This window comes from Vibrio sp. YMD68 (assembly GCF_029958905.1).
GTDB lineage: Bacteria > Pseudomonadota > Gammaproteobacteria > Enterobacterales > Vibrionaceae > Vibrio.
Genome location: NZ_CP124613.1, coordinates 235,057 through 257,510 on the forward strand (window position 1 = coordinate 235,057; position 22,454 = coordinate 257,510).

Here is a 22,454-nt window from a genome sequence, read left to right on the forward strand (position 1 = left end):
ATCATCATTTCAAGGAGCGAATATGTATGAATAAGCTGTGGTTGTTACTCGGTGCCCTCGTCACTTTTTTTTCTACCCCGTCCTTTGCATCCGTCAACAATGAACAATACCTGTCACTCACCCAATCGACTGTTGGCTTTGCTGCGTTAGCGTTATTTACGGTCGCTTATATATTAGTCATGCTAGAAGAATACCTTCAGCTCAGAAAATCCAAACCGGTACTGCTCGCAGCGGGTTTGATATGGGCAATGATTGGTTACGTCTATCAACAAAATGGCATGGGAGAGGTGGCTAAAGCGGCCCTAGAGCATAATTTACTCGAATACGCTGAGCTCCTGCTGTTCTTACTCGTCGCGATGACGTACATCAGTGCGATGGAAGAACGCAAGCTCTTTGACGCTTTACAAGCATGGATGGTGGGTAAAGGTTTTGATTTTAAAGCGCTCTTTTGGATTACGGGCGTACTGGCTTTTTTCATCTCACCTATTGCTGATAACCTAACCACCGCGCTTTTGATGTGCGCTGTGGTACTAAAAGTAGCGGGCGATAACACCCGGTTTGTTAATCTAGCGTGTATTAATATTGTGATTGCTGCGAATGCAGGGGGCGCGTTCAGTCCATTTGGTGATATCACCACCTTAATGGTCTGGCAAGCTGGCCATGTATCATTCTCTGAATTTATGCCGCTATTTCTTCCATCAGTTGTGAACTACGTTGTTCCAGCAGCGATCATGTCATTTTTCATCCCTGCTACTAAGCCCAATGTAGTGCATCAGCACGTTGAGTTGAAGCGCGGGGCTAGGCGTATTGTTGGCCTCTTTATTCTGACTATCGCTACTGCCGTTGCTTTCCACGCAGTACTGCATTTCCCACCCGTGATTGGCATGATGATGGGCCTGGCATACCTGCAATTTTTTGGCTTTTTCTTGCGCCGGACTTTGCACTCTTCACTGTCCAAGAAAGCCGCACTGGCGATCGCGAATGGCGATGACTACGCCTTAAAACGCTTAGGATCAGTGGCACCGTTTGATGTCTTCCGTCGTGTCGCCCATGCCGAATGGGACACTTTATTATTTTTCTATGGGGTGGTTATGTGTGTCGGCGGATTAAGCTTAATTGGCTACTTGGGCCTTGCTTCGGAAATCATGTATTCCCAGTGGGATCCTGTTTGGGCCAATATCATGGTGGGTATCTTGTCGGCGATCGTCGATAACATTCCGGTGATGTTTGCAGTGCTGACGATGGATCCTGTGATGTCCATGGGCAACTGGTTATTGGTCACGCTTGCGGCAGGTGTCGGAGGAAGCTTACTGTCGATTGGGTCGGCGGCTGGGGTTGCTCTGATGGGAGCAGCGCATGGCAAATACACCTTTTTTGGTCACCTGAAGTGGATGCCAGTGATCATACTGGGATATTCTGCGAGTATTGCAACACATCTACTGCTTAATGGTCATCTATTTACTTAACGGTCGTCTATTTAATTAACGCATATTTAAAACAGTAACTTGGTGATATGAACTTGATTTTATCATCTATGGGTAAAAGAAAAAGTGTGTGATTTTCTGTCTTGATCGTTAAGGCTGGCTATGCTCAAAATTTTCTTTTACCCAAAAGTTCATCAAGCTGTATCGAGCACACGCGCTGCACGTCAGCACTTCCCCCTCACCATGGATACGCATGACAAGATCATCTCGCTTCTCTTTAGAACTGTTACGAAATTTCACAAAGAGCTCACTGCCATCGACTTCAAACTCTCGTGTCATGGTCTGATCCCCAGCTTGATATGTCATCACGCCTTCTTTGAATACCAGTGTATTACTGTTGTATTGATTTGAATAAACGCCTTCAAAAGAGAGGGTTTCTCGATTCGCGATCTTTTCTATTTTTTCTTGAAAACACCCCTGAATAGAGGTTAAAAGCACCCCGACAACCATCAATTTCAAAAACCTAGACCTTCCCATCGCCGCTATATTCCTTGTGCTAAACCGCTTCTAGCTCTAATAATGCTTTTTTTGCGTCAATTCCGCCAGCATATCCCGTTAATTTGCCATTTTTTCCGATGACTCGGTGGCAGGGAATGATAATGGATATCGGGTTTTTTCCATTTGCCATGCCAACTGCTCTCACTGCTTTAGGATTATCAATATTGATAGCCAACTGCTGATATGTCCGTGTTTCACCAAAGGGAATCTCTGCTAGTGCTTGCCAAACCTGCTGCTGAAACGGTGTCCCTTGAGGCGCGACAGGCACACTGAATTGAGTTCTCTTTTTGGCAAAGTACTCTTCAAGCTGCTGAATCGTTTCTTTAAGTATAGGGTGATCTTCGTCTTTTGTTCCCAATTGTTGGGGTAGCGTCGTATTAACGGGTAACCAGATACCCAATAATCCTTTCTCATTAGCTTGAAGAGTCAATAGCCCTAATAGACTCTGGTAATAAGTGAATGATGTCATAATGTATATTCCCAGCAATGAAAGTTATTTAGGCACCAGTGTAACAACAATTGTCCTTTGAATTCGCCATATTCGGAACTCAATGATCGTAACTGAAAGGGAGTTAGGCTAGCTGACAGCAATTGCATACCCACGCGACACCCAGTGACATGCTTTCCCTTTCTACTGGAAAAACTTGTCTACTGGAATCCCATCTTAATGCGTTCTGACTGCTGTTTCTATTTACACTGTAAAGAACGAAAGGGGGCTATGGCTCGATTGTTCTATTGTTCTATTGTTCTATTGTTCTATTGCAACAGAAACAGCATCAGGCTGGTTGAGCACCCACTTATAAAATTCTTCCGCGGGCATTGGGCGGGCATAGTAATAGCCCTGCATTGTGATCTCAGCGGAACGAAAGAAATCAGCTTGGCTTTTCTCTTCAACCCCCTCGGCAACCACATCAACCTTTAGATGATTGGCCAGTGTAATGATGGTATCAACAATGCCAGTGCCTACTTGGCTGGCTTTCATATTGTCGACAAAACTCTTATCTATTTTTAGTTCATTAATAGGAAATACCTGTAGATAAGCAAGAGATGAATACCCTGTCCCAAAGTCATCAATAGATACGCGAAAACCCTCTTGTTTTAACCCTTGCATTTGTTGTACGGCATTATCCACATCTTCCACTAACATGCTTTCCGTCAACTCAAGAGTGATATGGCAAGGAGAAATTGACTCTGAATCAAAAAATTGGACCAATTCAGTGCATAAATCGACATTTTTACCTTGAGCCGCACTGATGTTTATGGAAAGGCTAAAAGAAGGATCGATGACTTCCTGCTCTTGAAGATGACGAAGCAACTGACAACTGTCTTTCATGACAATGGTTTGTAAATCGTTAATAACACCGATTTCTTCTGCAATAGAAATGAAATCGAGCGGCGGGATCATTCCTCGTTCAGGGTGAAGCCAACGAACAAGGGCTTCAGCGCCTTTAAGTCGACCATTTGGCCCAATCTGAGGCTGAAAATAGGTCACAATTTGCCCGAGTTTTATCGAATCTTTGAGCTCACTTTCAAAAGTGAAACGACTCTTTAGGCTTTCGTGAATTGCAGGATCAAAGAAACAGTAATCGGAGTGCGTGCTTCGCTTCGCTGAGTACATGGCGGTATCCGCACACATTAATATCTCGTCTTCATTCTTATCCTTGTCAGTCATCAAAGTGATCCCAACACTCGCTTCAACAGTGATGTCTCTTCCGCACAAAGAAAAAGGCTGATTGAGTAAATTCAGTAACTGATCTGCAATTTGAGACGCGTAGTCCGTCAGCGGCTTTTCTTCATCAAAAAGCTCAGAAAGTATGATGACAAATTCATCTCCCCCTATCCGAGAGAAAGTGTCGTTGGGGCTGAGGCTGGTTGATAACCGAATACAGACCTCTTTGAGTAGGTTATCCCCCGCGGTATGGCCTAGCGTGTCATTGACGCTTTTAAAGTTATTGAGGTCAATGTATAAGAGTGCCGCCATTTTCTTTTTCTCGATGAGCGCTGTAATGGTGGTTTTTAAGTGGTTAAGTAAATACCGTCGATTGGGTAAGCTGGTCAGTAGATCCTGGTAGGCCAATTCTTCTATTTTTTCTGCGGCTTCTTTTCTTTCTGTTATATCGCGCTCAAGCCAAAGTGCGTGGGATATCCCCTCGACTTCTTTGCCATATCCTTCAATTGGGGTGATTCGACTTTCATAATAGTGGAGGCCATCACTTTTCTGTCTTTGATACTCGAAGACTTTAAGGGTACCACTTTCAATAGTACGTTCTATTGCTTCCCGGCAAGAGCATTTCTCAGATTGACTTTCCCCAGAAAGAATAAGCTTGCCAGTAAGGCTTTTTTCCGGTGCACAATGGGGGCCCATATTGCTGCCGTAATAATCGATACATTGCGCTTTTTGGTCATAGATAAAAATTTGATCCGGCAACACGCTAGTCATCGCCTCAACTTTGCTGTGGCTCAATCTCAATTTTTTGTTGAGTTCAACTTCACGTTTAAACGCTCGGTGCTTTTCTATGGCCAAACCCGTTAAGTGAGAGAATCGGTCAATGACGCGTAACTCGGCTTCTGAGGGCGATCTCGGTTGCGCATAATACACAGCGAACGTGCCCAGCACTTGATAATCGGTAGACAATATCGGTGTTGACCAGCAGGCGTTTAAACCAAAGCTCATGGCGAGATCTTTAAAGTTCTGCCATTTAGAATCGGATCCAATCTCTTTTGCAACATAGCGCTCTTTGCTGAATGCGGCTGTTCCACATGACCCGACACTGGCTCCAATCACCACACCATCGATGGCTTGGCAATACGCTTTGGGTAAGCTGGGCGCCGCACCATGGTAAAGAGTATCGTTTCTGAGCAGCAGAATAGAACTCATTGCCTGTGTTGAGGAAAAGATCTGTTCGATGCCATTGCATATGTAGCCAAGCGCTTCTTTTAGGTCAATGCTCAGAGCAATTTTTTCAATCGCGCCTTGCTGAATCTCAAGGAGCTCATTGAGATGAGACGCAGAATCAAACTGATTATTATCTAAATCCGACATAGCATTACCTTGGCGTTTGGACACAAGACGTGATTTTATGAAACAGGCTTCACTAACAATATAGCTATTGCTCACTGCTTTAACACTATGGCACGACAGAACTGTGACGTTTGTATGTTGCTTCAAGTACGCGTGATTTTTTTCGTCTTTCTTCTTTTTTGCAATAACAATGAAACATTAATCAGCAAAATTAGATTAAGTCACCTCAACTTGGGTGAAGGAAGGAATGCTAGTCAGGTATTCGCTTTCAAAAATTCGCCGTAACTGGCGTGAGCACAATAGTGATATACAGAGGATGTTATGTCTGAAACTGAATTTCGATTTGGGAAGAAGCGTTATTACGATAACAAAAAGTTCCCGCGCGGATTTGCTAAATCTGGCGACTTCACCCTTGCCGAAGAAGAGCTGCTGATTCTCTATGGCGATACAATGAAAGCGCTTGATCTAGGAGAAATCGATCCTGATAATGCCGAAGAAAAACACTTCATCAAAACATTGAAATCACCACAAAAGGCAAAATCAAAATTAGAAAAAGTGTGGCTGAAGTATAAACAAATCGTAACAGGGAAAAAGCGTTTTCATTCGCTCAGCAGCAGTACCAAACCGCGAGCGGAACCTCGCGTTCAAGCGATTCATTCTTTAGAAATGGAGCGCGATGAGACGAGCTATGAGGCCGACGTTTCGTTCGATGAGTTGTCACTGGAAGAAGCCGAATTCAGCCATGCGAATGTCGCTCATACATCCAGTAATCAGGCACCTTTAAGCGATCATCATTAAAGCGTAAATCATTGAGTGAAGAGCATGATTTGAAATCCATTAATTCAACATCATTCATTAGAAACTGTGCGCTATAAACCACAGGCTCTAAACCAGTGAGAGAACGCGGTTAAGAACAACAGGCTATACCGGACGATGAATACGGCTTTAAACCTTATTGTGCGAGTATGGCCAATTTTTTTAAAAATGCATCTCTGCAACTGAGTTGGTTGTAATCAAGATGAAAACGTTTCAGCGAGCAGACTTTAAGATCGACCCCTTCTCCACGCAAATGAATCGGGAAACCATCATGTCTATTCAACGCTTCGATACCGTCGAGGATCCTGCCTTGCGGCGTGATGCGCCCTTGTTTCATGACCGTCTCGTAGGCCTGCAATATTTGTGTCGGGTTTAAGCCATTCTTCATTGGACTCACTGTTCTGAATTAAGACTTACTGAGTATGGATTCAAATGTGCTTTGGTGCAAAAGAATGAAACAAGAAACCATGTGATTATCTCGCCTATCCCGCTCGGTAATAACGCTATCGCCTCCGGACAATACCACGGCCTGTTTCCTTTGCATTCTAAACGGTACTTGAAGCCAACAATGCGCTGGTAAAAAGACGACCTCAATAGTGAGACTCAAGCCATTTGATGTTCACAGTGGTCAAAGAAAACACAAAAACTTGACCGAAAACAATAGCAGATCGCAAAAACTTATTTTATAATGCGAATTAATGTTTCAAAGCATCCAAAATTCCAATATTAGAGGCACAAAATGAGACTTATCCCGTTAAATAAAGCAGCACAAGTAGGTAAGTGGGCAGCGGCACACATCGTAAAACGCATCAACGATTTCAACCCAACCGCAGACCGCCCATTCGTATTAGGCCTGCCAACTGGTGGAACGCCACTTGCAACTTATAAAGCACTGATCGAGCTACATAAAGCGGGTGAAGTTAGCTTCAAAAACGTTGTTACGTTTAACATGGATGAGTACATTGGTATTCCTTCTGATCACCCTGAATCATACCGCACGTTCATGTACTCGAACTTCTTCAACCACATCGATATTCAAGATGAGAACATCAACCTTCTTGATGGCAATGCAGCAGATAATGAAGCGGAATGTCAACGTTACGAAGACAAAATTAAGTCTTACGGCAAAATCAACTTATTCATGGGTGGCGTAGGCAACGACGGCCACATTGCATTCAATGAGCCTGCATCTTCTCTAGCATCACGTACGCGTATCAAAACGCTGACTGAAGACACTCGTATTGCAAACTCTCGTTTCTTCGATGGCGATATCGACCAAGTACCTAAGTACGCACTGACTATCGGTGTGGGTACTTTGTTAGATTCGCAAGAAATCATGATCCTAGTGACTGGCCATAATAAAGCACAAGCCCTACAAGCGGCGGTTGAAGGCTCTGTAAACCACCTATGGACGGTTTCTGCTCTGCAACTTCACCCTAAATCAGTGATCGTATGTGATGAGCCATCAACTCAAGAACTTAAAGTGAAAACAGTTAAGTACTTCTCTGAACTAGAAGCTGAGAACATCAAAGGTTTCTAAGGGTTATTGAGTAAAAAGCATAAGTTTCGCTAGCACGATTCGTATGAGATGAGAAAGCCACGCAAATGCGTGGCTTTTTTATTAGAGCGTGTTGATCTTTATAATTTAAAGCGCGATACCATTTGTTCCAGTTCCTCGACTTTACCATACAGCTGGCTAATCGCTTCAGCACCTTCTTGCGTGCTTCGTACCGACTCATCCGCAATCTGACTGATCGAGTTGATATCTCGGGACATCTCTTGCGCAGCCACGGATTGCTCATCACCGGCAATTGCGATCAACTCTATCATGCCATTCACATCTTTTGCTCTGGCAACAATTTGAACCAAGGCGTCTCCCGCTGAGTTAGACAGTGCCACACCCTCTCCAACCATTTGGGTGCCTTCACTCATTCTGGTGACCGCCTGGCGAGTCTCACTTTGGATGGATGTGATCAACCCTCCGACTTCTTCCGTCGCTTTTGAGGTTCGCTCAGCAAGGCCACGAACTTCATCCGCAACCACTGCAAAGCCTCGGCCTAGTTCCCCCGCACGCGCCGCCTCTATGGCTGCGTTGAGAGCAAGGAGGTTGGTTTGCTCTGCGATATCATTGATCACTTTTATGACGTTACCAATCTCTTCTCCTCGCTTACCTAGGCTATCAACCGTGGTGGCGGTTTCATTAACCACTTCCGATATCCGGTTCATACCGTTTACCGTTTCCTGCATTAAATCACCACCATTGACCGCCTCTTCGCCTGCTTGTTTGGCATTTTCCGCGGCATCTTTACTCTGCTCGGCAACTTGATTGACCGTGGCGGTCATCTCCTCGACGGCACTGGCAATCAGTGTTGCTTTATCCGCTTGTTCTTGAATTCCAGAAGCCACATTCTGACTCGTTCCATCCACCATTTTGGTGTATGAAGCCACTTCAGAAGCCACATTGGTTATGTTAGATATCACCGCTTTCAGGGCAGTTTGCATATCATCAATGGAGCGAGCAAGCTCACCCAACTCATCTTTATTCTGTTCATTGATCAACTCAGCCGATAGATCACCATTAGCAATGGCTTGAGCTCGATCGGAGATCACCATCAATCGTCTTCTCAGCATTCGAGACAACAGTATGGCCACCGCAAACCCCACCACAAGGACCGTCACAACATTAACCGATAACCACAACACAATGGTCGACATGTTGTCATTCAATACCTTGAGCGCATTAATTGAGTCATCTCGCTCTTCTTGCGCTGAAGCATCCAGTATGTCTTCTATCGGTGTAAAAATAGAATGTTCTAGTTCATCGACCGTACGTATCGCTGAGTTCTTATAGTACGGGTTGTAACCATCAAACACTTGCTGAGCAACTTGAACGATTTCAGAGAAGTATTGCTCTATTTGCTTAATGTCTTTCACTTCATTCGGTTTTTGCTCTAGAGGTTTTAGCTTCTCTAAGTAGTCAGAGAATGAAGCCGCGTCTTTTTTGAACGCCTCTCGAGCATCAGGGTCGCCCATAATATAAGCATTGAGCGAGGAAATCATGTCTCCCCCTTCGTCAACCAGCTCTAAGTAATAGCGAACCCCAGGCAGATCGTCATTCAGTGATTCACTTAAATCGGTGGTCTTGTATGCATCAGCAAACTCGCCGTCTTTCAGTTTGTCCAGAAGATTTTCCAGTGGAATACCGACATTTTTTGTCAGTTCGTTTATTTTCTTAATCGCAAGCTGTTCTGCCGCAGGGTCGTACTTACTAAACACTTCTCTGTCCATCGTATCGATATATTCATTGGCAAGATTGAGTATCTTGTCCATTTTTTCTATATCCGAAGGTTTACCTGATTCAAGAGGCCTAAGCACAGAATAGTAGTAATGAAATTCCTTCGCGTTTTCTTTAAAGTTTTCATACTCATCGGCTTCACCATTGAGATACTCCAAAGCGTTGGTTTGTAAATCACCGATTTCATCTAACACGTTCAAGTACGCCAAAACACCGGGAACATCATCCGCTTCAATTTCAGCGGAGATAATGGCCGATTTGTTGACCAGAGACCAAACCACGAAAGCTAACACTAGGGTCGTTGATATAATGACTGAAAAGCCCATGTAGAGGGCGTGAGTCAGGCGAATATTCATCCTTGATACTCCATACATTTTAGTTCTTATTTACCTAAGTATGGTTCGATTATGGTCTGGCGCAATTTATTATTGACATTTTTGTTTTTTATTTATTTGAATGAGAGAGTTAGTGAAGAATCGCTGTTAACTAACAGCCTTGAACAAAAAATGCCGCCTACTTTTCAGTAAACGGCATGAACAGTCTTCATTTTGAACCATCATAATCTAGCGAAATTCGGTGACACCGGAGGTAATAAACTGTTTTAAAACAAGGTTTTGTGGGTCCGTGTTATCTTCCCATTGCTCAAGCAACTTAACAGACCACTGCGTCGGTGAGCTATCAATCAAAGCCCAGTAAACATACCCATTACCGGAAAATAGTTTGAGGTAACCATTCTCATCAATTGACCAGCTATCTATCCATGTTTCGTGACTATTCATATCGACACCAACTACGGTGTTATCATCATAAAAAGTCAGTGTCATGTACTCGCTGTGGGGATCAGGGTAATCGATGGTGAGAGTCCGTCCTATAAGCTTGTCTTCTGTGATGACCTTTGACCCACCGCAGGCGCTTATTGCACTGGCGAACTCAACCAATGAGGCAGAACCATCGTCTTCATCTCCAACCGCGCATGCATTCAATGGATTAACAAAAGCACTGAGTATGTCATCTTGGGCCGCCGGATTGAACAATAGATCCTCCCCTCCTTCAGACACCAAGCTGACCCTTCTGACAAAGCCATTGAACTCTGCAAGATATAACGAGCCGTCATCAGCAAAGTGAGCGCCTAGCTGTGCAACTGATAACGGTGCCTGCACTTTAATCAGTGATACCCCATTTTCAACCAACTGCTCCCATGTTCCACTCTCTAACGGTTGGCTTTCATTGGTAAAGCTCACGGTTCCAGAATCACTATCACTGCCGACAAACTGCATCAGGATTTCAGTCTGATCCGCTTGATTCCACGTTACAAGCAATCGATTTGACTGTAATTCTGCGAAATTGATAACCGCATTATAAGTGTCCGTCAGAATATGGTTACACATGCCATTTAGGTCGTCTTGAGTAATCTGACCATCACACCACCAACTGAGTGTTTCCAAACTGAAATATTCATATTCACTAAACAGGACTCGATATGCTTCAGCCTGTTCAGTAAAAAGGGCGTCTTGATGAACAAACTTAGCCCAACTCCCCCCTTCATCAATGACCGATAATACGGTCGCTATCGTCTGCCCAGCCAAAGGGACCTCAACAGCAGACAAGACCGAATTAGTAAACCCATCACCATGAATTCGGCTCATCGCTAATGTATTATCAGGGTTGACTGAAATTTGCGTGATGGCCTCATTCTCAAATTCCCATGTGCCATTGGACGTTAACACGTATCGGTCATCGGAAGCGGAGTTTCCCACATTGACGACTTCAGTCACAAACGTCTTAGTGCCAAAATCAAACTCACTGTAGGTTTCATAAACAGCATTGTCTTGTATTCGACGAATCGTTCCGTATTCTAGCTCTGATCCAGTGGTGAACAATTCAGCCCATAGCCAAGTTAACCCCGTTTCAAAGAGTTCGGATAAATTCGAGACTTGGTTATCTCCTTCGAGTTCAGGCCGGACGGTTGAGAATTCCTGACCAATAATCTCTGTAACTCGTTGACCTTCTTCATCCCAAAGATAAAACCCTAATAGACTGAAGTTATTCCCTTCCGTGGCAACCAGGGCAAAGTACTCGGTATCGTCACCACTAATGATCTTAATAATACCGTTTTCATTTATTGACCAACTTATTGCAATACTGAATCCATCAGACTCCGTATAAATTCCGCTACCATCACTGCTAAATTGATACCCATAGTAGAACGCTTCACTTTCTTGGTAGTAAAGCGTTAACCCATTGAGATCGACCGTATCAAATGATGAATAACTGCAATAGTTAGCTGACGCCAAAAAGTGTTCATATCCGACTACCTCACCTTGCACTTCCCCTGTGTTTTCTCGGTCACAAACGGCATAAATAGGCATGGTTCCATTGACGGCCGAACGGGTCCAAGTTTCTAACATTCCAGATTTTTTTTCAGTCTCTCTTTGCACAAGTCCATTATTATCAAACCAATTAACTTGTTGCATATTTTCAGACGATGATAGTGAACCATCAGAACGATACAACGAGCCTTGATTCGACGTGTAAACTCGGCAAGCTTCTTGAGTGACAGTTTCGCCATTGATTTGATAAGAAATAGGCTCTTTACCGACATAAACGGTGTTTGTTACATAATCACCGGTTTGCCAGTCACCATATTGCGTATCGGCATTGACCGCTCTAAAGTGGGTACTCTCTACTTCTGGGATTCGGTATGTGCTTTCCAGGGTAAGATCGTTTTTAACTAAATGGACGTTACCCCATTTAATGTCATCGCTGCCTTCCTCACGCGCTTCCATCCCCTGAAAAGCGCCGAGAGTGTCTTGGTAATAACGTTCGGTGAACACTCCTAGTGAGCGTCCATTGTCAAACTGTTCGCCCGTTAAACGACTTTCGATCAACCCTGTTTTGTCTTGCCACGCCACATGTTCACCAGTAAGGAGTTCCCAATGATAAATGGCGGTTCTAACCGATCCATCCAGGCTTCGTTTGACGACATCAAAGGTCAGTGAATCACTTAGCGTAGGGGGTTGAACCCCCGACGGAAGTTCGGCTAAACAAGCGTCTAAAGTCAGCGGTTGGTTATCTGGTACGTTTGTGTCAATCGGGTCATTCCCATACAACACGTCATTTAGAATAAAACCTTCTAATTGCTTAACATAGTTGGTGTACCCCCAAGTCGGTGTCTCTTTGTCACTAGGATCGAATTCAAGGTATTCGCGCTCAGCTCGTTGAATGATTTTATTCTTGTCGACATAGTTTTTAACGCTGTCTTCAACGTACATCTGATGATGTTGAGAAGTGGAACCCGCTCCCTTAACAAAGTCAAACTGCCCTTGATACTGAGTCACACATACTTCTCGCAAACCGAGTTCGGTCGTAATGATCTCTTTACCCAAATAGGTGGTTGTAAACTGATTATGGGTAACCGAATCAATGGGTGACCAGGTGTCAAAACGTTGAACCGACCAAGGAACGGGCGTGTTGAGAGGCAGCATTTCTGCTCTCGTCACTGAAACGTTAAAGCCCCACCAGCGATCATAGTGATCTCGATATCCGATGTACTCCCCTGTCACTGCATCAAGGTATTCAAACTCTAGGTTGGGATCCCATTCATTGGCTTGTGCACCGAAGTCGGTGGTAATTTGATTGACGACAATAGGATTACCTAACTCGTATGCATAACCATTGGGCAGGCTGTTGATGGTGTCGACATACAACTCGGTTTGGAAATAATGCGTTGTGTTACTTTGCCCTACATTGAGCCGAGATACGTTATAAAGCCGCCCATCGGATCGCGAATTCATCTCCATACCCATTGGGTAATCAGGTAAGCTTTCAAGGCACAATGAATACGTATCAGGTGAAGTCAGTGGGTGTAACGGATCGATGTCGTCTGCGTCATTGTAGCCATCGTTGTCATCATCGGGATCGGCATTGTTACCGATTAAGTCTCCATCAGTATCGAGCCATTCAGTCGCATCTTCAGGAAAGGCATCAATATCATCAGCGTAGCTGTCGTTATCAAAATCATTAGGGTACTCGTCTGAGTTATCGCCGATGCTATCCCCATCAGAATCTAACCATTCGCTACCGTCTTGTGGAAAGGCATCGACAACACTGTCATATCCGTCATTATCATGGTCCCCTGCTTGAGTATTATCATTAGGGAACATATCAATGATGCTATCAAACCCATCTTCGTCATGATCGCCGGCGTACTTGTCATTGAGAGGAAAAGCATCATCAACGCTGTCGTACCCATCGTTATCGTGATCCCCCGCTCTAGTGGTGTCCTCAGGAAAGGCATCATTGAGGCTATCAAATCCATCGTTATCATGATCGCCAGCTAATAATGGATTTCTTGGAAACTGGTCATCATTGTCATCGTATCCATCATTATCAAAATCATAAGGACGTGAATCAACTAATGAATCTATGCCATCATTATCATGATCACCCGCTCGATTACTGTCTGTAGGGTATGAATCGACCGAATCTTCGAAGCGATCATTATCGTCATCGCTGTCAGCATTATTCCCAAGGTCATCACCGTCGCTATCTAAGTACTCATTAGGGTCGGATGGAAAGGCATCTAAGAGATCAGGGATACCGTCGGCGTCTTGGTCCAAAGTAAGATTGTCTGTACGGCTAATCGGTGGTGGCGTCACGTTCAAGTCATCTTCGTCAGTACTTTCAACAACCATGCGAATCTGCTCACTCACCGCAGCGATCATTTGATTTAACGACGTTGGATCATCTGCCGCCTGCAGCATAACTCGCTGCATTTGCTCAGGTGAATCGGGTAAAACTTGGCCAGAGGCAACAATACTGAGTGCAGCATAGGCGGCCTTAGGGTTATTGTCTGCGATGAAATCCCCCAAAACTTGTTCTTCTGGAATGCCCAAGTCACCGGACACTTTCTGAATCGCTTGCTGCTTCGCCTGGGCTATCTCTTCCGGTGTGTTTGCGTTTCCCATAAGCTCTTGCATGGTCAAATGAACCGACGTGGATAATGGCGTGACGTTCGTTTCTCCCGCTGGGGCCGACATTATGGCGCTTTCAGTCATTGGTGTTCCATCAGAGTCTTCATCGATGGTTTGCCCAGCGATTGCATGGACGACTATCGGGTAGCGCTGCGGTTCAAGAATATTGGAAACATCTAAATCAGCAACGCCTCCCGCACCCGATATTGCCCAAGGTTCATCGTCATCTTGTAACCAGTCTTGATCAAGATCCAACCAAACCAACGCATTTTGCAAATACCCATCAATGGCTTTTATGCTGTACGTCTCAGTTGTTGTTATTTCAGACGTGGACGGCGGCACCGCAACCGTCGATGCGTCATCACTATCACTGCAGCCCAATAGGCTCATCGCACAGATGCCCCCTAAAGCCAACATGATTTTATTCGCTTTCATACTTGCCCCCAATAATCCCTTTTGGATGTGATTGCTAGGAGCATAAAGATGGTGCTGATAATCCTCATCACCCATATGGGGGACAAATAGTACTTTTAGATAAATGAATTGATCGCTATCAAATAAACAAAAATGTCCATTGGGTTCTGAAATAGAAAGCCTTTAGAAAAAAGGGGGCCCAGAAAAATGACCAAAAAAAGAAACAATTATAAAAATAAGTGATTATGAAAATAACGAGAGATGAGTTGATTTTGATGTTTACAGCCTGTTTTATGCAGAACCTGCTTTATTTGAGTTCTGACCGTTTCTTTTGACACTCTTCGAGAACTGGCAATTTCTGAGCCATCTAGCCCTTGAATAAGAAGCGCTAATATTTGTGTTTCTGCGTGGGTTAAATTGGATTTACTTTCTATCTGCTGTGTATGAGCATTGAGCTTTTCCCACTGCTTAGCAATGAGTTGATTTGATACCCAACCGTTTGCCCAATGAACCAGAAAGTGCCAAAGCTCGGTCAGGCTCCGTTGTTGCTGCATGTTCAATTTTTGAAAACTGTGGCAACTTAGCATTAAATGGTGGTGGTTTAAAATTCGATGCAAACCGCCATAGGAGTGATGCATTTGCATGGTAGGGACTAAAATATCAAGAAATGTTTCGTCAGAAATCTTCCGCAGGGGCAGCATTTCTTGCATATAAACCAATTGACCTGTCAGTTTTTTATTCAAGTAGTGTGTTAAAAATGCATCATGCGATTGGTGCGTCTGGTAAGTCACCATCTGCTTAGCATTGAAACCATGTGTCACGTTTATCTTGGGGTAAAACCATGGGTCGAAAACCATTAAGACGACATGCTCAATCCCTAAATGATCAAGCTCTTTGAGCAGTATGCTTTCAAGCTCAATGGGGGATACTACGATAGGGTAGTATCCATATTGAGGATCGTTGTGACTATTCATTGGCAATCCTTGCCTACAAAATAATCGTCACAGTATATGCTCTATTGACAGATTACATAGTCATCTAGATCAAATCTGTCTCATTTATATTTTAGATGAATCAGCGCTAGATTTAACCAAGTACACAGAGAGGATTACGAACTGTACTTGGCCTAGATCATGAGTTTCATTACTGCTGGTTCACTGCTTTGATAAACGCTTCTTGGGCACCTTCAACATTAAGCGCTTTGGCTTCTTCTAGTAGAGCTAGGGCTTTGTCTAACATGCCTACGTTTACCGCATTTTCGATACTATCCAAGTAAAAACGCTGTTGATCAATATTCAAAGCAACCGTATCAACATTAGACTCACTCACCGCAACAGTTGTAATCGCAGCCTGTGCTGCAATCGCTTTTTGATTTTGTTGCTCAGCAAGATCAGCTTTAAATTTTTCTTGGGCAGTATCCGAACTGCCGACCGTAATCGGTTCCTCAAGCACTAAAGCATCATCCACTGAGGCAATAACGCTCAACTCACCAAAAGCTGAATGAGGAATCATTGGGTTCGGAACATCTGGTGGATAATTACCGCGAGCAATAGCATCAAGCTTAACTGGGTGAAGCACTTCAGTCTCGCCTTTAATTAACTCAGGTGTTGTGTAAATAAGTAACTTAACACGTTGCTTACCAACAGGCTGAATCGTGACTTTCGAGACTAAACGATCCCCCTGCATGCCGTAAGCATGCTTATATTCAAAATCACTGGTTTCAAATGTTTTAATAATTTGATTTTGTTCATTCAATAACACAGCGTTTGGATAGAAAACGGTTTTCTTAAAATGGCTAATAAGCTCTAAATCAAGCTCTTTCCCTTGAGTATTAATATCAAAAGCAGCGATATAGCTCTGACCTTTTGAGAAAGTGAATTTTTGATTAGATTCTTCAATTGTAAAATTAATGCGCTTTGTTGGTTCAATGTTCGCCCAATTTACCTGAGCGTAACTTTCTGCTACCTGCTGTACATTTTCGGCATCGAACACAACTGTTTCTGTTGCCGTACATCCCAATAATGCCATGCTGATTGCGCAACTTAGAACGAGTCGTTTCATATGAACCTCTTTTTACAAACGATGAAAGCCGACACTTAAGCCGGCTTGATATTTTTACTTACTTAAATATGGACTATTTAAATAGGACTTTGGCAACTACTGGTTACCAGAAAGCTGTTACCACCAAGCTTCCATTTGGATACCAACACTGAATTCAGTATCGTCAGTCTTGTTTGCGAAGCTATCTGCTTCATGGTCCATGAAGTATGAACCGTAAACACGGATTTCAGGACGAGCCCAGAAGCTAGAACCAGCAGACCAAGCTTGTGCAATGGTTAGCTTAGAACCAGACGCATCTTTGGTTGAGCCTGCTTTCTTAGTTTCATCAGCAAAGTAACCTGCTTCAAAAACGGTCTTCATGTGGTCATCCCACTTGTACACTGGGCGAACTACCGCATTGTACGCCGTGATATCACCATCAGCAGTATCTGAAGCTTGTGCATACATTACTGTGTGACCCACTTCCCACGATTCACCGAAGCCTTTAACACCCCAGTTGATGATACGGAAACCATCTGCATCATTGTTGTTGTCAGTACGGTTATACCAACCACCACCGCCATATGTTGCCATCTGATGACCATATGCAGCAGTACCGTATTGTAGAACGGTTTGGTTAAAACCATTATCTAGGCCTTGACCAATCACTGCTGTCAATAACACACCGTCATCTGCAGCAACCGTTTGGCCTTTAGCTTCAGAAGCAAAGTCATACGCTAAAGCGAGTTCTAGGTTAGCACCTTCCCAAAGATCAATTCCTGCATAACGCATATCGAATGTGTAACCAGAAACTGTTTCATCTTTAGTTTTAGCTTGCTCTTTGTAACAAGAATCATCCGCTGGCGTACCTGTACCTGTACACTTATCAGCATCAAATACGAACTCAGTACCGTCGTCTACTTTTTGAGAACCGTCATCATGCATTACAGCAAGAGAAAGCTTACCACCACCAAGTGAAATATTTTCGATACCACCACCAGCACCGCCCGATGTATCTAGGAAGTAAAAGTCCGTAATGTGGATATCTTTACGTTGGTAGTAACGCTGACCAGCCCAAAGTACCGCTTCTTTGTCGCTGAATAAACCTTGTGCTTGAACATTCATTACACGTAGAGCGTTAGAGTTACCTTCCCAGTTGTTGTTACCAGATTGCCCGTATGCAACTAAAGATTCTAGTTTGAATGTCACGTCATTTTGATTGTAAAGCTCAGCGTTTAAACCAATCTCTGCGTACAAATCATCTTCATTACCAAGACGGCCTACTCTATTCTTTTCATAGGTAACGTGTGAGCCTTCCCCACTTAGGCCTACACCACCACGAGCATAACCGTGGAAATCAACCGCTGCGGCAAAAGCACCAGCACTTAGAGACGCAGCCACTGCAGCAGCAATTAAACTTACTTTTTTCATTATTAACTCCATTTAGGGTTTTTATTTTTATCATTTTCTCAACAACGCTCATAAAGGCAGAAATGGGCGACACCAAGAAAAAGTAAAGCGGGACTAAGTCCCCTCTCGTTTCAACTGTGGCTAGATTACCTAGGGAGTAGGAAGGCTGCGTCCTCCACCTTTGATTTATTTAGGGGGGATGAGTAAGGAGGAGAAAACACGTGATAAATGATTTAACAGAGGTGGATCACAGAACTAAGGGGGAGCACGACGAATTAGTATCCATTTTCACAGATCAAAATGATATCAAGCTCAAATTTTTTAATCGTATCGCAAAAAAACTGAAATAAAATTACATTCAAATATTATTACTAAGGCGCTTGACCAATGTAGAGCAAAGTCTTTTACTAAGGACTCCTAAATAAAAACAAAAATATAGTTACCATAATGATAGGCACAAGCTCTCAGCCATACCCTTTAGGGGCGACACTCAGCCAATGTGGGTGCAACTTTTCAATTTATGCTCCTGATCAAGACAGCATAGCTTTGGTTCTTTTTGATGATGCAGGCAATCAACAGGTTCACCCGATTCACAATAACGATGCAGGTATCAAACATATCTTCATTGAAGGCATTCAGGCCAAACAGAAATATGGGTATCTCATAGAGATAGATAACACGCCTCACCTACTTTCTGACCCCTACGCAAAAGCCATTGATGGGCCACTTCACTATCAACCCCCATTTGATTCGACAACAAGTTTCTTACTACCAAAATGTCTGGTCACTAACGATGAGTTTGACTGGCAAGGCACTGCACCGCCAAGAATCCCCCGAGAAGAAACGGTTATTTTTGAAACGCATATTAAGGGAATAACCAAACTCAATCCTAATTTACCCACTGAGCAGCAAGGTAAATATTTGGGCTTAGTGCAAGCGGACATGCTGGATTTTTATCGAAAACAATCCATCAATACCATTCAGCTATTGCCTATTGCAGCATGCATGCACGAGCCACATTTGCTGAACATGGGTAAAAGCAACTATTGGGGATATAACCCCTATTTGTTCATGGCACCAGACCCTAGATATGGGGATGTAGATGCAGTCACTGAACTAAAGACCATGGTGAGGGAGCTGCATAAAGAGGGCATTGAAGTCATTTTAGATGTGGTGTACAACCACACCGCAGAAGCGGGAGAAGACGGCCCTGTCTTTAATTTAAAAGCACTCGATTCCCATTATTATCTCAAGCATGGTCCGCACTTTTCGAACTATACGGGTTGTGGCAATACGGTCGATGTAAACCATCAAGCTTCTTTAAACCTTGTCATGGATACCTTGCGATACTGGGTTTCTGAATACCACATTGATGGGTTCCGGTTCGATTTAGCGGCAACGCTTGGACGCGAAGGCGAACATTTCAATAATCAAGCAGCCTTCTTTAAAGCGGTCGCCCAAGACCCCGTTTTAAAACAAGTTAAACTGATCGCAGAGCCTTGGGATATTGGCCCTAACGGGTATCAAGTGGGTAACTTCCCATTAGGTTGGAATGAATGTAATGATCGCCTGCGTGATATAACCCGTAGCTTTTGGCGTGGCGATAAAGGCTATTTGAAAGAATTTGCTACTCGTCTTATGGGGTCACGGGATCTCTACAGCGCGTCAAACTGGCCGTTGAATATGACGGTGAATTACATCACTTACCACGATGGCTTCACCATGCAAGACCTAGTCTCATATAAGCACAAACATAACGAGGCAAATGGCGAACAAAACCGAGACGGGCACGGAGATAATCGTTCAGAGAACTACGGCGCAGAAGGCCCAACCGAGAATAAAGCAATCATCGAACTGCGTGAAAAGCAAAAACGCAACTTCATGGCGAGCTTACTGTTCGCATTTGGTATTCCGCATGTGCTCACCGCCGATCTGCTTTCTCACAGTCAACAAGGTAACAATAACGCTTATTGCCAAGACAACAACATCAGTTGGTTAAATTGGCAAGAGCAAGACACCATAGCACGTTTCCAGTGTTGGGTTGCTGACATGGTCAAGGCAAGAAAAACCTATATGGTTCCGTTTATTCATGCGTTCAGCGGGGAAACACGTAACGACAACCGTATTTTTTGGCGTCGTATTGATGGCTCTTATATGGAACATGACGATTGGAACACCTTAAGCTCAGTAGCGTTGCACTTAGGGATAGGGAAATCCGGTAATGAAATGCTGTATTGCATCAATCAAACCAATGCCCCTGCTCGATTTAGCTTACCAAGCGATCATCATCAACAGTGGAAAATGATTTGTAATACCGATTCCCATGAATTGCACAAAACGATTGATGAAAAACAAGTCCTTCTTGCTCCTACATCACTCGCCATCTTCCATCTCACAAAAAAATAACAAAAATGTGAGCGGTGATTTACACTTACCGCTCATTTTTAACCACAAGCACTAGATTAATAGCCATTGATATGCGTAGTGATTCACTCTACTATGGCGTCATAAAAATAAAATCATGACACTAACTGGCTTAACTACATGGCTTTACCAAAAATTCTTTTACGCACCCTCAGGCCGTACATCATACTATTAACTATTGGGATGATATACCTTGCTTACCAACAGCTAAAATCATCAGAACACAAAGCCTATCTGCAATCTGAAGCCAATATCCACACCGCTTCACTATTGGTGTCTTCTCATATTGAAGCGGCAGTCAGTAAGCTCTATTTGCTCAACGATGCCAAAAACCATACTTCATTTGAAACACTCGCGAAAAACATACTTCGTAGTAGCTTATTTTACTCTGATATTTTACTCGTTGACCCTTACGTCGGTCGCTATCAAGCCATCGAACGAACACACCCAAACGCAGAGGTACTGGACCTCTTAAGTTGGCGATCGCCACCCAGTCTATCTTCTGAATTTTCAGTGTCTCCGATTTATCAAACCAGCGATAATCGATGGGTTTTTGCTGTTCGATATCAGCCAAATGAACGCGAAGCGATATGGCTAGAGCTCGATCTTATGTATGGCTCTACTCTACTCGAAGGGATGCGGACACTAAATAAAGGATACCTCTTTGTCGTTGATAAACTGACAGGAAAAATTGTCTTTCACCCCAACCCTAAACGTATCGGCAGCGAATCTATTAGTTATCAATCTGGCATTAAGGATTTAGTCAATCAAGGGCGTCGTTATGGGCAGTTAGAGTATTACTATAATAATCAATTCAAAGTGTCCGTTTTTAACGCTGATAATGACAACAATTTCGTCTTTGTTGCAGGGACGAACAGAGCAGATATTCTTAAAAACTCTCATCAGTTCACACTATCAGCATTGGTTCTGGCTTCACTTCTCTTACTCACTATTGTGATTAATTACTTGATTTACCAAATTAATAGTTCACTTTCATTATTGAACACCAAAAATAATTTAGCCGATTTCAAGCACCAGTTGCGCTCCATTTTAGACCGATTCTGTCACCATCAAGGTGTTCAATTTTGTCTCTATGCACAAGAAACCGGGCAACTAACCACTCTCGATTTTCATGGCAATGAAACGCTCATCCATACTGATAAACGATTCCCTGCTGCCTACACTCCTGGTGATCTTTACTACTTTGGAAAAAACAGCGCCGATGCTCTTGCCACAAAGCTGCGTATCAATACACGCCACTACGTTATTCCGCTCTTCAATACGCAAGGTCTTATCGCTATCATCTACATGCCAATGCGGATACCAATAAATCGTAGTCTATTGAAAATAATAAGAAATTATACAGAAATCACCTTAAACAATTTGCTTCTAAATCAAAAAATGCAGAGCAAAGATGTGATGACGAATCTAGACAATAAACTCACCATTCGGAGTTTGATTGATGAGCGGTTGGGGCAGCAGCATGTCTATCTAGCACTGATCGACATCGACCATTTTCGCGCCATCAATGACAAATTTGGGTACCAATCTGGTGATAACATCATCATGCAAACAGCAAAATTGATGCAGACATGCTTTCCTAAGCCAAAGGCATTGAGCCTGGCTCGCTTTGGAGGAGAAGAATTTGGCCTACTCTTTCAGGCGAATGACGAAAACCATGCCTATGACTTGTGTGAAATTCTGCGCCACAGAATAGAGCAAACGAGTCTAGACGATGGTAATAGCACGATAAAATACACCATCAGTATCGGGATAACTTCGGTCAGTGACAGTCAGCATTCAAGTATTGGTCGGGCCGACAAAGCGCTCTACCAAGCGAAAGGGCTTGGACGTAACCAAGTGGTACTTAATACCTTTCAATCTTGATATTTAGGCGCTGCATTCCAACGAGACAATAGCGCGAAAGCGCTCGGTTTTTAGGATTCGGTGGTTAGAATTCAATTTCTAGTAGCGAATTTCTAAGATTAGATTTTGAGGCATCGGTTTTAAGGATTTAGAACGTTAAAGCCAAAAATGAACATCCTAGTTTGATGCGTTCACCAAACTAGGATAATTCT

At 43.5% G+C, this 22,454-nt stretch carries 13 protein-coding genes and 1 pseudogene; 5 read left to right on the top strand and 9 right to left on the bottom strand.

Features of this window, described 5'->3' with window-relative positions; all coding sequences use genetic code 11:
• Positions 1-26 precede the first annotated feature (26 nt).
• Positions 27-1,466 (top strand): sodium:proton antiporter NhaD, encoded by a 1,440-nt coding sequence (nhaD, locus tag QF117_RS01025; RefSeq protein WP_282385612.1) that lies wholly within the window; start codon positions 27-29, stop codon positions 1,464-1,466.
• A 108-nt stretch (positions 1,467-1,574) separates the two neighbouring features.
• Here the strand turns inward: nhaD and QF117_RS01030 are convergent, their stop codons facing one another.
• The 3 genes from QF117_RS01030 to QF117_RS01040 all read right to left on the bottom strand — a co-directional run bounded on the left by QF117_RS01030 (position 1,575) and on the right by QF117_RS01040 (position 5,025).
• Positions 1,575-1,934, bottom strand: a complete 360-nt coding sequence (locus tag QF117_RS01030; RefSeq protein ID WP_282386098.1) for a hypothetical protein — start codon at positions 1,932-1,934, stop codon at positions 1,575-1,577.
• A 46-nt stretch (positions 1,935-1,980) separates the two neighbouring features.
• Positions 1,981-2,451: a methylated-DNA--[protein]-cysteine S-methyltransferase gene (locus tag QF117_RS01035; protein WP_282385613.1), complete on the bottom strand. Its 471-nt coding sequence runs from the start codon at positions 2,449-2,451 to the stop codon at positions 1,981-1,983.
• Between the two features lie 279 nt (positions 2,452-2,730).
• The gene (locus QF117_RS01040) at positions 2,731-5,025 is read right to left on the bottom strand and encodes an EAL domain-containing protein (RefSeq protein WP_282385614.1); all 2,295 of its coding nucleotides are present in this window, start codon (positions 5,023-5,025) and stop codon (positions 2,731-2,733) included.
• 300 nt (positions 5,026-5,325) lie between these two features.
• Here QF117_RS01040 and QF117_RS01045 point away from each other — a divergent pair.
• Positions 5,326-5,616: pseudogene (locus QF117_RS01045) on the top strand (DUF413 domain-containing protein); the annotation flags it as partial.
• Positions 5,617-5,956: 340 nt separating this feature from the next.
• Here QF117_RS01045 and QF117_RS01050 read toward each other — a convergent pair.
• A complete protein-coding gene (locus QF117_RS01050; protein ID WP_282385615.1) occupies positions 5,957-6,208 on the bottom strand; it encodes a DUF3081 family protein in 252 nt (83 codons plus the stop codon).
• A 351-nt stretch (positions 6,209-6,559) separates the two neighbouring features.
• Between QF117_RS01050 and nagB the strand changes: the two genes are divergently transcribed.
• The gene (gene nagB, locus QF117_RS01055) at positions 6,560-7,360 is read left to right on the top strand and encodes a glucosamine-6-phosphate deaminase (protein WP_282385616.1); all 801 of its coding nucleotides are present in this window, start codon (positions 6,560-6,562) and stop codon (positions 7,358-7,360) included.
• A 98-nt stretch (positions 7,361-7,458) separates the two neighbouring features.
• On the opposite strand, the gene QF117_RS01060 is transcribed toward nagB, so the two are convergent.
• The 5 genes from QF117_RS01060 to lamB all read right to left on the bottom strand — a co-directional run bounded on the left by QF117_RS01060 (position 7,459) and on the right by lamB (position 17,973).
• Positions 7,459-9,471: a HAMP domain-containing methyl-accepting chemotaxis protein gene (locus QF117_RS01060; RefSeq protein ID WP_282385617.1), complete on the bottom strand. Its 2,013-nt coding sequence runs from the start codon at positions 9,469-9,471 to the stop codon at positions 7,459-7,461.
• 207 nt (positions 9,472-9,678) lie between these two features.
• Positions 9,679-14,523 (bottom strand): hypothetical protein, encoded by a 4,845-nt coding sequence (locus QF117_RS01065; RefSeq protein ID WP_282385618.1) that lies wholly within the window; start codon positions 14,521-14,523, stop codon positions 9,679-9,681.
• 206 nt (positions 14,524-14,729) lie between these two features.
• The gene (locus QF117_RS01070; protein WP_282385620.1) at positions 14,730-15,476 is read right to left on the bottom strand and encodes a helix-turn-helix transcriptional regulator; all 747 of its coding nucleotides are present in this window, start codon (positions 15,474-15,476) and stop codon (positions 14,730-14,732) included.
• 169 nt (positions 15,477-15,645) lie between these two features.
• Positions 15,646-16,563, bottom strand: a complete 918-nt coding sequence (locus QF117_RS01075) for a MalM family protein (protein ID WP_282385622.1) — start codon at positions 16,561-16,563, stop codon at positions 15,646-15,648.
• A gap of 117 nt (positions 16,564-16,680) precedes the next feature.
• Positions 16,681-17,973, bottom strand: a complete 1,293-nt coding sequence (gene lamB, locus QF117_RS01080; RefSeq protein ID WP_282385623.1) for a maltoporin LamB — start codon at positions 17,971-17,973, stop codon at positions 16,681-16,683.
• Between the two features lie 426 nt (positions 17,974-18,399).
• Between lamB and glgX the strand changes: the two genes are divergently transcribed.
• Positions 18,400-20,358, top strand: coding sequence for a glycogen debranching protein GlgX (gene glgX, locus QF117_RS01085; protein ID WP_282385625.1), 1,959 nt, complete (start codon positions 18,400-18,402; stop codon positions 20,356-20,358).
• Between the two features lie 138 nt (positions 20,359-20,496).
• Positions 20,497-22,263: a diguanylate cyclase gene (locus QF117_RS01090; RefSeq protein WP_282385626.1), complete on the top strand. Its 1,767-nt coding sequence runs from the start codon at positions 20,497-20,499 to the stop codon at positions 22,261-22,263.
• Positions 22,264-22,454 lie beyond the last annotated feature (191 nt).